A 12892-nucleotide genomic window follows, 5' to 3' on the forward strand; every position below is an offset into this window, starting at 1 on the left:
TTTATTTTTAAAAAGATTATTTCAAGCAAAGGGCTTTCACCGAACTACCACTCTTCACAGGTGTTTGCATACTACTCAACCATTGTTCCATTGAGGTTTTCTCTTCAGATGAAAACGCCTCTTTTATATTTTCCCAATCAGACTTTGACAAACCATACTGCGCTTCCTGCAAAGTATATTCGGACTTAAATGTGACAATCCCTTTATCATTGGTAGCTGAGGTCTCAAACACACTTGCATACAGCGAGAAAATTACCTGATCATCCCCAGTTTGCAGAACACCTTGGGTAAAATTAGATTCTACCTCTTCCTGATGTGCGTAACTTAATGCAGCTTTTACCAAATCACCTACCGAATTTTCTATTTTTGCCACATCTTGTTGTGCTAAACCATCAAAAGCACTAACGAAGGAGTTAATGAGATCGTTTGCATTATGACTTTGTTGCTTGATATTCTTAGTTTGAGCATTTAATAACGTAAAGCAAGGAACACTCGCAATGTTCTGTGTAAATAAAGAAAAATGTGCCTTATCGCCCGTCCCTTCAGGATCTAAAGGGTTATATCCTGATTTAACACGACAAAGGTTTAAAATGGTTTGCATTCCATCATACATAGTCTGGGGAGTATTAGATGTAGTAGCCAATACGCTACGATACCCATCAATATATTTTTGAGTCGCAACAGACATTATAGGATTCATAATCCTTTCGCTTTGTGATGCAAATAAAAAATTATTTCTATTTGGCGTGCTTCTTTTTAAATTCACTAACCACTCAGAAGTATTAGCTTTCATGTATTGATTACTCATTTTTATATCCTCAAAATATAATACATTGTGAAAAAATAATTTAACTCACTTTTAAATAAAAAATACACAATTTATAAAAAAACATAATAAACACTTAAAATTCAGGCTGTAATTAAAAAATCACAACATCGTGATTTTAAATATTCATTTGTATACCCGTCATACTTCAAGCTGCTTGTGCGTTCGCTGCCCTTATTCACCCCAGTCACTTATCTAAGTAAGCTCATAGGGATTCACGCAGTTACCGCGTTACAAGGCCATAAAGGGTCAACGCATAGCGTTGTTTAAAACGCTAACGTTTTGTCACGCAACTCGAATTTTTTAGGGTACAGATAATAAACCTTGATCACCGAACTGTTGTAAAAAAATATAAATTAAATCGCCGTTAACACAAACATTCTCACATAATAATTCACTCATGAATGAATTGAACTATATTTTTCCATGGCCTATAGCTTGCATTTCAATAAATAACAAATGGTTAAATAATATATATTTATTCATGTGGTATATTTTTTATTTTCAACACCATGATATCAGGCCACCATTTATAATTTAGTTTTTTTTTAGAAAAAAAACATCATCCAAATACCCTAGGTAATTTTACAAAAAGACCACAATGGTGTTAAAAATCAATAAAATACCTTAGAATATAAAAATGAGAATCTATTTTTAGAGATGCTAAATAAATAGCCTGGCGAATGAAAAATCTGGATAAGGCCTACCGCCACATCCAGATTGGGTAAATAACCTCACTTACTCGCGTGGTTATAACATGAAGATCATGGCAACCGATTTCTTAGAACGTCGTCCAGTCGCCGTCATTGCCCTTATTCTTCGCCGCCGCAGGCGCTAAAGACAGCGTTGGCGTGCGCGTTGGTGCCGCTGCATAAGAAGCAGTTTTGCCGCTGCCATATGACTGCAATTTAAACGCGCTTACCGCTTCCGCCAGAACAGAGGCCTGTGATTGCAGAGACAACGCCGCAGAAGCCGATTCTTCAACCAGAGCCGCATTCTGCTGGGTCGTGGTATCAATCTGCCCAACCGCCAGATTCATTTGGTTAATTCCGTCGCTCTGTTCGCGGCTGGCCTGAGAGATTTCACTGATAATCTCATTCACATCCCGCACATAGCCCGTTAATCCACTCATCGTTTCTTCGGCGGTATCCACCAGCGACATCCCTTCCTGAATCTTGCTCACGGAGTCGTCAATCAAATCCTTGATCTCTCGTGCGGCGGTCGCACTGCGCTGTGCCAGGGAACGCACTTCCCCCGCCACCACCGCAAAGCCACGTCCTTGCTCGCCCGCACGCGCGGCTTCAACCGCTGCGTTCAACGCCAGAATGTTGGTCTGGAACGCAATGCCGTCAATCACGCCAATGATCTCCGCCATACGCTGAGACGAATCACGAATGCCGCGCATTTTCTGCGTCACGGAAACCATGACATCACCGCTTTGCTTCGCTGCACCAGAGGCTTTATTCGCAATGTCTGTCGCCTGCTGAGTGTTTTCCGCCGTGTTCTTAATGGTAGACGTCAGCTGTTCCATCGATGCCGCCGTTTCTTCCAGCGAGCTGGCCTGCTCTTCGGTGCGCGATGATAAATCCTGATTACCAGCGGCGATTTGCGAGGCCGCCGTCGAGATCGTTTCAGCCCCGTCACGTACCTGCCCGACAATCGTGCTCAGGCTGGTGTTCATGTGATCCAACGATTGCAGCAGCAATCCGGTTTCATCTTTGCTGGTAACAGTGATACGTGAGGTCAGGTCGCCCTGTGCCACTCTGTCTGCCACTTGCAAAGCCTGCTGTATCGGTCGGGTTACGCTGCGCGTAATTGACCAGGCAATCAGTGCTCCAAATACGGCGCCCAGCGCTAAAATAAGCAACAAAATCATGCGGGTGTTGCTGTATACCTCAGCCATCGCTTCAATGGAGGTATCCATTGCATCATCTTGATAATTCACCAATTGTCTTACCGCATCGCGGTACTGACGTTGGGTGACATTCAAGTTGTTGTTGAACTCCTCAATCGCCGCGTCCCGATTACCCGCCACCACTTCGCTGATAATCTTGTCACCGGATTTCAAAAATTCGTTACGGATTGCGCGGATAGCACGCAGCTGGGAAATCGAACGCTCTTCAACCGTCTGGCTTTCCAGCTTGTCCAGCAAGCGGCCAATCTCCTGACGGAACCCATTCACACGGTCGACGTTTTCCTTGATTTTATCCTCGCCTGAAACCAACATCAGCCGCTGATACGCCACCAGAATGCTGTTTACATTATCGATAAGATTATTTGAATCAACCGTTTGTGGATAAACCTCTTTCACAATGTCTCTGGCGCCATCCTGGAAACCGGATAACTTAGACAGGGAAAAGATACTCACGACAAATAACATCAAAATCAGGACGGCAAACCCAGCTCCCAGCCGATAGCCGATACGCCAATTCGCTAAATTCATGTCTCACTCCTTTTAGGTAATGCATAGCAATGTCAATTGCGCACATGTCGCAGCTTGATGGAACCACAGGGCGGAGAATGATTGGCGATTCGAAGGAGAACAAACCTTCTGACACGCCAGAGATACCTTGAGGCAGGCATTTTACGCACGCTCTCAGCATGAGAGGCGCTATCAAAAATCAAATAGTTTCCCTCGGGTGTTGAGGTGCAAAAGTGGAAATAAATCTAACAATGCTACAAATACAACTGATAAGACCGCAGAGACGTTAATGAGGTGATAATAATGGTCTTCCCTCTCTGAACTCATGCGGACATGGCCGCTCCTGTGTTATCCATTTTATCGGCACGCCATCCATGATCTTTATCATTTGATCGTTTAAATCATTCAAAAGTAAATAATAAATAGTCAGTGACTATCAAAAAATCAATTTCGATCGGAAAAAACACACATTAATCTACGAACCATTAACAGAAATAACGCCTCAATTACATAAAAGGATAGTCAGACATATTCGATATTAAAAATAAAGAGATGATAATATTTCTTAGTAAAGGATAATGAACTAAACAGAAAGGGAAAAAAACGCATTTAATCTATACTCTAAATAATTCGAGTTTCAGGACAAAAATGGCAAGGCGTTTTTGAACAGCGCTTGCGCTGACCCCGAAGGGGTGAGGCCATAAGGCCGAATAACGCGGCAAGCGAAGGAATCCCAAGTAAGTGATTCGGGTGACTGACAAACTTGCCAGAGGCTGGTTTGAACGCTGCTTGCAGCGGCCCCAACGGGGCGAGACACACTCAAGTGTGTCGAGTAGCGTAGCCAACGCACATGCAACTTTAAGTATGACGAGTATATATGGCACAAAAAGAATCAGGGAGGCTAATGCCTCCCTGTGGGATAGCGTTGCGTTACACAACGCCGCTAAATGATGGCAGTCAGTTTACTATTTCTTTGCCAACGCCAGAGACAGCGTGGGTGTGCTCATTGACATCGGCGCATAAGACCCAGCGTGACTACTGTACGACTGTATTTTAAACGCGCTCACCGCTTCCGCTAGAACGGAAGCCTGTGATTGCAGAGACAGCGCCGCAGAGGCCGATTCTTCAACCAGAGCCGCATTCTGCTGGGTCGTGGTATCAATTTGTCCAATCGCCAGATTCATCTGGTTAATCCCGTCACTCTGTTCACGGCTGGCCTGCGAAATCTCGCTGATAATGTCGTGTACGTCCTTCACGTGGGCCGTTAATCCACCCATCGTTTCTTCAGCGGTATCAACCAGTTCCATTCCTTCACGGATTTTGCTCACGGAGTCGTCGATCAAATCCTTGATCTCCCGTGCGGCGGTCGCACTGCGCTGTGCCAGAGAACGCACTTCTCCCGCGACCACGGCAAAGCCACGCCCTTGTTCACCCGCACGCGCGGCTTCAACGGCTGCGTTCAGCGCCAGAATGTTGGTCTGGAAAGCGATACCATCAATCACGCCGATGATCTCCGCCATACGCTGGGATGAATCACGAATGCCGCGCATTTTTTGCGTCACGGAAAGCATGACATCACCACTTTGTTTCGCCGCACCGGTTGCCTTATTGGCAATCTCCGTCGCCTGTTGGGTGTTTTCCGCGGTGTTTTTAATGGTGGATGCCAGTTGCTCCATTGAAGCTGCAGTTTCTTCCAGCGAGCTGGCCTGTTCTTCAGTACGCGATGACAGATCCTGGTTACCGGCCGTGATTTGTGACGCCGCCGTCGAGATCGTTTCCGCACCATCACGCACCTGGCCGACAATCGAGCTCAGGCTGGTATTCATGCGATCCAACGATTGCAGCAGCAATCCGGTTTCATCCTTGCTGGTCACCGTGATGTGTGAAGTCAGATCGCCCTGCGCCACTCTGTCTGCTACTTGCAAAGCCTGCTCTATTGGGCGGGTTACGCTGCGCGTGATCGCCCAGGCAATCAGCGCCCCAAACACGGCTCCCAGCGCCAAAATAAGCAACAAAATCATGCGAGTATTGTTGTATACCGCAGCCATGGTTTCGACAGAGTTATCCATCGCATCATTTTGGTAATTCACCAACTGCTTCACCGAGTCACGGTAATTGCGCTGAATCACGTTCAGGGTGTTATTGAATTCCGCTACGGCGACGTCGTCATTACCCGCCAGCGCATCACTAATAATTTTATCACCAGACTTGATGAACTCAGCACGAAACCCACGGACAATCCCCACCTGCTTGCGGGCAAGCTCACCTGAGGCATTGTTTTCCAGATTGTCGAGCAGACGGCTAATTTCCTTGCGATACGCCATAATCCTATCGACATATCCCTGACGCTGTTCCTGACCGGATACCAGCATCATCTGCAAATAAGCGACAAAATGCCCATTCACGTTATCAATGAGGTCATTAGCATCTACCGTTTGCGGATAAACCTCTTTGACGATATCTCTGGCACCATCCTGAAAGGATGACAATTTAGACAAAGAAAAAATACTCACGGTAAATAACATCAGAATCAAGATGGCAAACCCTCCTCCTAATCGATAGCCAATTCGCCAATTCGCTAAACTCATGTCTCACTCCTTTTAGGTAATACATAATAATGACTACTGCTCGTCTAATAACGCCGCAGAGTGGGGGATTATCGTTTTTTTCGGGAAAATAAATATGCTTTATGGGTGTATATAAATACCCATAAATGAGTAATTGCAGGTGCACTTTCAACATAAGTAAAACGTTAAAAAATACAAACAACCTCACTCTATTGGTACATCCAGAGCTGCCTCCATGCCGTCTACCTTATCGGCACAATACTCCCTAGCTTTATGACGATATCGATTAACCTCGCCGAAGAATAAATATATTGATAGCGGATAAATAATCCTTTTCGAGAAATAACCTACCAGTCGATGCAGAAAACAAGGGGGATAGCGCGGCGATTTTATTAAAGAAAATACAATATAGTTAATTTTCAGGAAGGAAGAAAATTTGCAGGAGGAAATAATAAACAATCGGAAGGTTGGGGAAATAGTGCGTATTTTATACCCTAAATAATTCGAGTTTCAGGACAAAACGTTAACGTTTTGAACAACGCGAAGCGTTAGCCCTTTAGGGCGATGCTCAGAAATGAGCATCGTAACACGGCAAGAGAAGGACAAATTCGTCGGGAACGAATTTGACCAGCCAACGGCTGGCCTTCGGTGAGAGACAGGATGTCTCTCATTTCATCCCGATGAGCTTACTCAGGTAAGTGATTCGGGTGACTGACAAACCTGCCAGAGGCTGGTTTGAACGCTGCTTGCAGCGGCCCCAACGGGGCGAGACACACTCAAGTGTGTCGAGTAGCGCAGTCAACGCACATGCAACTTGAAGTATGACGGGTATATAGGTGTAAAAAATCAGGGAGGCCATAACCTCCCTGATTGCATCAGCCATTAACTATTACTGGGTTTCACGCAGACGTTGTGCTGCCTGAACCATATTCGCCAGAGCCTGACGCGTTTCCGGCCAGCCACGAGTTTTCAGACCGCAATCCGGGTTAACCCACAGGCGTTCCGCTGGGATACGCTGCGCCGCTTTCTTCAGCAGATCTTCCATCCATTCCACGCTCGGTACGTTCGGGGAGTGGATATCATAAACGCCTGGGCCGATTTCATTCGGGTACTCAAACTCTTCAAACGACTCCAGCAATTCCATATCGGAACGAGAGGTTTCAATCGTGATCACGTCTGCATCCAGCGCGGCGATAGAATCCATGATGTCGTTGAACTCGCAATAACACATGTGGGTATGGATTTGCGTATCATCTTTCGCCACCGCGGCATTCAGACGGAAGGCATCCACCGCCCATGCCAGATAAGCATCCCAGTCAGAGCGGTGCAGCGGCAGACCTTCACGCAGTGCCGGTTCGTCAATCTGGATGATACCAATGCCTGCGGCTTCCAAATCTGCCACTTCATCACGCAGCGCCAGCGCAATCTGCTTGGCGATGGTTTCACGCGTAACGTCTTCACGCGGGAAAGACCAGCACAGGATTGTCACCGGACCTGTCAGCATGCCTTTCATCGGCTTGTCGGTCAGAGACTGTGCGTATTTCGCCCACTCAACGGTGATCGCTTCTGGACGGCTCACATCACCAATGATAACAGGCGGCTTCACACAGCGAGAACCGTAGCTCTGCACCCAGCCGTTCTGGGTAAAGATAAACCCATCCAGATGCTCACCGAAGTATTCCACCATGTCATTACGCTCGGCTTCACCGTGCACCAGCACGTCAAGACCCAGGCGCTCTTGCTCAACCACGGCTTGCTTGATGTGCTCAGCAATACCAGTGCGGTAGTTATTGCTATCCAGACGACCCTGTTTGAAATCTAAGCGCAGGCCGCGAATTTCGGTGGTTTGCGGGAAAGAACCGATTGTGGTGGTCGGCCATGCTGGCAGATTAAAACGCTCACGCTGAGCATCTGCACGAACCGAATACACGTTCTGACGCTGGCTGTCCTGTGCGGTGATGGCCGCCAGACGCTGTGTCACAGCGGCGTTATTCACACGCGTTGAGGTACGGCGAGCACGAATCGGTGCGCTATAGGCTTCCAGTGCCTGACCGTTGCCGCTGTTCAGCGCCTGGGACAGCAGTGACAGCTCCGCACATTTCTGAATGGCAAAGGCAAACCAGCTCTTCACTTCATCATCCAGACGTACCTCCACGCTCAGATCGATAGGACTATGCAGCAGTGAACATGAGCTTCCCAGCCACAGATCGCGCGTTCCCACCAGCGGTTGCAGACGCTCGAACCAGCTGCTCAGGTCAGCACGCCAGACGTTACGGCCGTTAATCACCCCCAGAGACAGGACCCAGTTAGCAGGCAGTTGGGCGCTCAGCGTAGCGGCATCATCCTTACCGTGAACCAGATCGATATGCAGCCCCTGAACCGGCAGCGCTTTGATTGTTTCCAGATTCTGGCTAACGCTATCGAAATAAGTCGTCAGCAGCAGTTTCACCTGACCTTGCAGTGCGTCATAAGCCGGTTTAAACGCGGCCAGCCACTCTTGCGACAGTTCCAGTGCCAGTGCAGGTTCATCAATCTGCACCCACTCAATGCCGCGCTTCGCCAACTCAGCCAGCACCTGCTGGTAAACTGGCAGAATGTCCTGCAACAGCGACAGACGGTCAAACTGCTCGCCTTTCACTTTGCCCAGCCACAGGTAGGTAACCGGACCTAACAGAACAGGCTTCACATTATGGCCCAGCGCCAGCGCTTCATCGACTTCATCCAGCAGCTGTGTCCAGGTCAGCTTGAACTGCTGCCCTTTGGTGAATTCCGGTACCATGTAGTGATAGTTAGTGTTAAACCACTTGGTCATTTCTGCCGCAGCAGCAGGTTGACCGGTTGGTGCGCGTCCACGACCAATACGGAACAGCGTATCCAGATCGACCGAGCCGTCTTCATTCTGATGGCGCGCAGGCACGTTACCCAACAGCAGACTCGTGGTCAGCACATGGTCGTACCAAGCGAAATCACCCACTGGCAGCAGATCAACGCCAGCATCCTTCTGTTGTTGCCAATGACGCGCACGCAGCTCACGTCCAACGGTCAGCAACTCTTCCTGTGTCGCGTTACCTGCCCAGTAGTTTTCCTGCGCTTTTTTCAGTTCACGGCGTAGTCCAACGCGCGGAAAACCCAGTGTATGATTCACAATCGCCATCGTTAATTCCTCATTTAGCCGTCCAGATGTTTACACATCCATAATCCGCAGGTACTGTAGTAATCACAAGCGCAATTTATTCACTGTCACTGTGAAGGACTCTCATGATCGAATTTAAACACCTGCGAACGCTGCAAGCACTGCGCAATACCGGATCGTTAGCCGCCGCTGCCGCTGCACTTCACCAAACTCAATCGGCGTTATCCCACCAGTTCAGCGATCTGGAACAGCGCCTTGGGTTCAGGTTATTCGTGCGTAAAAGCCAGCCGCTGCGCTTTACGCCTCAGGGAGAAATTCTGTTGCAGTTGGCAGAGCAGGTGTTACCGCAAATCCAGCAGGCGTTACAGTCGTGCCATGAGCCGCACCAAACCACGCTGCGTTTGGCCATTGAGTGCCATAGCTGTATTCAGTGGCTGACGCCTGCGCTAGACGAGTTCCATCAGCACTGGCCGCAGGTGGTGATGGACTTTAAATCAGGCGTGACGTTCGACCCTCAGCCAGCACTTCAACAAGGCGAACTGGATCTGGTCATGACCTCCGACATCATGCCGCGCAGTGGCCTGCACTATTCGCCTCTGTTTGATTTTGAAGTCAGACTGGTGCTGGCTCCCGACCATCCGCTGGCAGGAAAAGAGAAAATCGAACCAGAGGATTTCACCGCCGAGACCCTGATGATTTATCCGGTACAGCGGCAACGGTTGGACGTCTGGCGTCACTTTTTACAACCCGCAGGCGTCAGTCCTACTCTGAAAAGCGTGGACAATACGCTGCTGCTGATTCAGATGGTCGCCGCCCGCATGGGCATCGCCGCGCTACCACACTGGGTGGTGGAAAGCTTCGAGCGTCAGGGGCTGATTGTGACCAAATCGCTGGGGGATGGGCTTTGGAGCCGGTTGTACGCTGCCGTCCGTGACGGAGAACAGCGCCAACCGGTGATTGATGCGTTTATTCGTTCGGCGCGTCAGCACGCTTGTGAGCACTTACCGTTTGTGAAGGACGCTTCACGACCCAACGCTGGTGTACCCACAGTGAGGACGTAATAATTATCGTCCCCACGATAAAGCTCAGCCAGTCTGGCGTTTTATGCCAGATAGCGAAGTTGACCAGTAGACCAGCCGGCACGTGAAAGTTATTCATTATGCTAAGCGTTCCGGCATCCACCTGGGTTGCGCCGTAGTTCCACATAAAATAACCCAAGCCCGAAGCGCCAATCCCCAGCCATGCCAGCACGCCCCACTGCAAGGTTGTGGTAGGTAATTTATCCAGATTACCAAAGAGCAGCCACGCGGCTATCGTCACGATCGCAGCCCCCAGATAAAACCAGGAAAACGCGCAGTGCTGTGGCACGGGATAGAGCTCCATCAGGCGCTTATAACCCACCTGACCTGCGGCAAAACACACGTTCGCCGACTGAACCAGCAGGAATCCCCACCAGAAATGTTCACTCACGCCGTGATAGTGGATCACCGCCGCCCCGAATACTGCCAGCAGAGCGCTCATCACGTAACCCCAGCGCAGGCGCTGTCGGGCAAGCAGATCGTAAATCAGCGTAACGTACAGTGGCGTCATCACCGTAAAGAGTAAAAACTCAGGTACGGTCAGGTACAGGTAAGCCTGGAACACGAACAGGTACATGATACCAAGTTGGCAAGCACCCACTAACATATACAAGAAAATGACACGAGGCGTGTAACCCCGCAGGCGTAAGAACGGTAAAAACACCACGGCTGCGGCCGTCAGACGGAACATCGCAGAAAACCAGCTATCAACCTGACCCGCCAGATATTCGCCAATCAGGCTGAATGAAAATGCCCACAAAATAGTGGTGATAGTGAGTAATGGCACGACAACATCCGCTTAGGAAAAAGTATCGCCATTGTAACGGAGATGGCTGAATGAATTTCAGTCAATATGGTTTACATTAGATTAAATAGCAAACAAACAGAAAATAAGCTTAACAACAGAGAGAGGCGGTGTTAAATAACCTTTACCGAGGAGCATCCACGTCATTTGATATATTCTATCAGTGCTGCTCTTTTATAAAAAATAGAGCCTCTTTTTGTAAAATAAAAGAGGCTCTATGACCGAGGAATTAAATCTGCCATCTAAACCAGGCAAAGAAAACATTACCGTTGTTGTATGTTCCGGGAATGTAAGTCGCCTGGAAAGAGAGCTTGCTGTAACTTATTGATGCCATAGGCAACAACACAGGAATCGGAATGTAGTTCCAGTTATCACGCATCGTTACGCCAGCCGTAAAACCCAGACCCAGTTGAAAATCCTGATCGCTGATTGGTCGCCAACGCTTTTCATAACCGTAGCCACCGATAGGCTCCCATTTGTTATAGGAGTCTTTGAATGCCATGATATAAAGCCCGTGCCAGTCACCATCCTTATCCAGACGGGAAACACCGTAGCCCGCGCCCCACGGCCTTTCATTATATTTGTCGGTCTTTTCTTTATCGTACGTCCAGCGGTTATGCCAGGTGATCGTCGGGATATAAATATCGTGACTCTGTGGCGAATTCCAGGTCGTAGATAGATTATTTTTACTTCTCTGCCACCAGCTTTCATCCTGCTTACCCGACGCCGAATCATTGGAATCAGCCGTAGCGGGTGCGAGGTTTGCCGTGCTGCTCGTGTTATTTGTCCCCACATTATTTATGCTTTCTGCTGCGTAGCTCAAAAAAGGGACAACGGAGAGTGTAATCAAACTTAGCGTGATTAAAATTCGCTTCAAATACATATAAGGTTCTCTGTAACAGCGTCACGATTCCATTCAAACAAAGGTGATCCAAACAAAACTATTTTGGTTGTTACCAAAATATATAGTTCAGTTTACGTAATCTGCCCATATAGGCGGGAAACCAAAACAGCCTATTATGAAGGGATAAACAGCAACTTTGCTTAAATAGATAGTGAATTCCGTGCCGCTTTCAGACGTTTCCTAGCTGAAATAACAAAAAACCACCTTATTTATCGGCGGTTTATATTCTGGTTGGAACCTGTACCAGAGAGATAGCAAGAACGATGAATCGCCTATGCAGTGGGATTAGATACCATCGCCATATTCGAAGCCGCGATTGATCCCGTTGAAATACTGATCCATGTCCATAGCGGGTTTATCGCTTTCTGGGCGACCAACGATACGAGCAGGAACCCCTGCCGCCGTCGTGTGTGGAGGAACCGATTGCAACACGACAGACCCGGCACCAATTTTCGCGCCACAGCCCACCTCAATGTTCCCCAAAATTTTAGCGCCCGCGCCAATCATCACGCCTTCACGAATTTTAGGGTGGCGATCGCCGCTCGTTTTACCCGTACCGCCCAGCGTCACGGATTGCAGAATAGAGACATCGTTTTCAACGACGGCCGTTTCACCGATCACAATGCCTGTTGCGTGATCGAGCATGATCCCGCAGCCGATTCTCGCCGCAGGGTGAATATCGACACCGAAAGAAACCGAGATCTGGTTCTGGAAATAGACCGCCAGCGCTTTACGATCCTGCGACCAAAGCCAGTGACCAATACGATAGGCCTGTAATGCATGAAACCCTTTCAGATAGAGCAGTGGGGTAGAATATTTATCCACCGCCGGGTCACGTAGGCAAACGGCCTGAATATCGCGCGCGGCAGAAACGATCATCTGCGGATCGGCACGATAGGCTTCTTCCACCACCTCTCGAATGGCGATCGCAGGCATGATCGAGTTTGCCAGCTTGTTTGCCAGCATATAGCTCAGTGCGCTGCCCAAATTCTCGTGCTTTAGCAATGTGGCATGAAAAAAGCTGGCCAGCATCGGTTCACAGTCCGCGAGACTGCGCGCTTCTGCCTTGATATTGGTCCACACCAGTTCCAGTTCTTCTGTCGACATTGCCTTACTCTCCGAGATCCCACACACCACAACGTATATCTGTTCTCAA

General features: G+C 48.5%; 8 protein-coding genes. 1 reads left to right on the forward strand and 7 read right to left on the reverse strand.

Features of this window, described 5'->3' with window-relative positions; genetic code table 11:
• Positions 1–16: 16 nt before the first annotated feature.
• The 4 genes from K7X24_RS08080 to metE form a co-directional block, all read right to left on the reverse strand.
• Positions 17–808 (reverse strand): hypothetical protein, encoded by a 792-nt coding sequence (locus K7X24_RS08080; protein WP_224554168.1) that lies wholly within the window; start codon positions 806–808, stop codon positions 17–19.
• Positions 809–1607: 799 nt separating this feature from the next.
• Positions 1608–3269, reverse strand: a complete 1662-nt coding sequence (locus tag K7X24_RS08085) for a methyl-accepting chemotaxis protein (RefSeq protein WP_224554170.1) — start codon at positions 3267–3269, stop codon at positions 1608–1610.
• Positions 3270–4213: 944 nt separating this feature from the next.
• Positions 4214–5836, reverse strand: a complete 1623-nt coding sequence (locus K7X24_RS08090; RefSeq protein WP_224554172.1) for a methyl-accepting chemotaxis protein — start codon at positions 5834–5836, stop codon at positions 4214–4216.
• Between the two features lie 868 nt (positions 5837–6704).
• Positions 6705–8969 (reverse strand): 5-methyltetrahydropteroyltriglutamate--homocysteine S-methyltransferase, encoded by a 2265-nt coding sequence (gene metE, locus K7X24_RS08095; protein ID WP_224554174.1) that lies wholly within the window; start codon positions 8967–8969, stop codon positions 6705–6707.
• Positions 8970–9073: 104 nt separating this feature from the next.
• Between metE and metR the strand changes: the two genes are divergently transcribed.
• Entirely contained in the window at positions 9074–10009 is a 936-nt protein-coding gene (gene metR, locus K7X24_RS08100) for an HTH-type transcriptional regulator MetR (protein ID WP_039495069.1), read from the forward strand.
• On the opposite strand, the gene K7X24_RS08105 is transcribed toward metR, so the two are convergent.
• The 3 genes from K7X24_RS08105 to cysE form a co-directional block, all read right to left on the reverse strand.
• Positions 9915–10814, reverse strand: a complete 900-nt coding sequence (locus K7X24_RS08105) for a carboxylate/amino acid/amine transporter (protein ID WP_103862762.1) — start codon at positions 10812–10814, stop codon at positions 9915–9917. The two genes, metR and K7X24_RS08105, sit on opposite strands and share 95 nt — an antisense overlap.
• Positions 10815–11061: 247 nt before the next feature.
• Positions 11062–11715 (reverse strand): lipid IV(A) palmitoyltransferase PagP, encoded by a 654-nt coding sequence (pagP, locus tag K7X24_RS08110; RefSeq protein ID WP_224554175.1) that lies wholly within the window; start codon positions 11713–11715, stop codon positions 11062–11064.
• Between the two features lie 306 nt (positions 11716–12021).
• On the reverse strand, positions 12022–12843 hold the full coding sequence (gene cysE, locus K7X24_RS08115) for a serine O-acetyltransferase (RefSeq protein WP_039364143.1): 822 nt from the start codon (positions 12841–12843) through the stop codon (positions 12022–12024).
• Between the last annotated feature and the right edge of the window lie 49 nt (positions 12844–12892).

It is taken from the genome of Pectobacterium versatile (genome assembly GCF_020166435.1).
GTDB classification, from domain to species: Bacteria; Pseudomonadota; Gammaproteobacteria; order Enterobacterales; family Enterobacteriaceae; genus Pectobacterium; species Pectobacterium versatile.

Excerpts from the sequence above, each read along its gene's own strand:
- K7X24_RS08080 (WP_224554168.1), bottom strand. The coding sequence starts at position 808 with ATGAGTAATCAATACATGAAAGCTAATACTTCTGAGTGGTTAGTGAAT.
- K7X24_RS08085 (WP_224554170.1), bottom strand. The coding sequence starts at position 3,269 with ATGAATTTAGCGAATTGGCGTATCGGCTATCGGCTGGGAGCTGGGTTT.
- K7X24_RS08090 (WP_224554172.1), bottom strand. The coding sequence starts at position 5,836 with ATGAGTTTAGCGAATTGGCGAATTGGCTATCGATTAGGAGGAGGGTTT.
- metE (WP_224554174.1), bottom strand. The coding sequence starts at position 8,969 with ATGGCGATTGTGAATCATACACTGGGTTTTCCGCGCGTTGGACTACGC.
- metR (WP_039495069.1), top strand. The coding sequence starts at position 9,074 with ATGATCGAATTTAAACACCTGCGAACGCTGCAAGCACTGCGCAATACC.
- pagP (WP_224554175.1), bottom strand. The coding sequence starts at position 11,715 with ATGTATTTGAAGCGAATTTTAATCACGCTAAGTTTGATTACACTCTCC.
- cysE (WP_039364143.1), bottom strand. The coding sequence starts at position 12,843 with ATGTCGACAGAAGAACTGGAACTGGTGTGGACCAATATCAAGGCAGAA.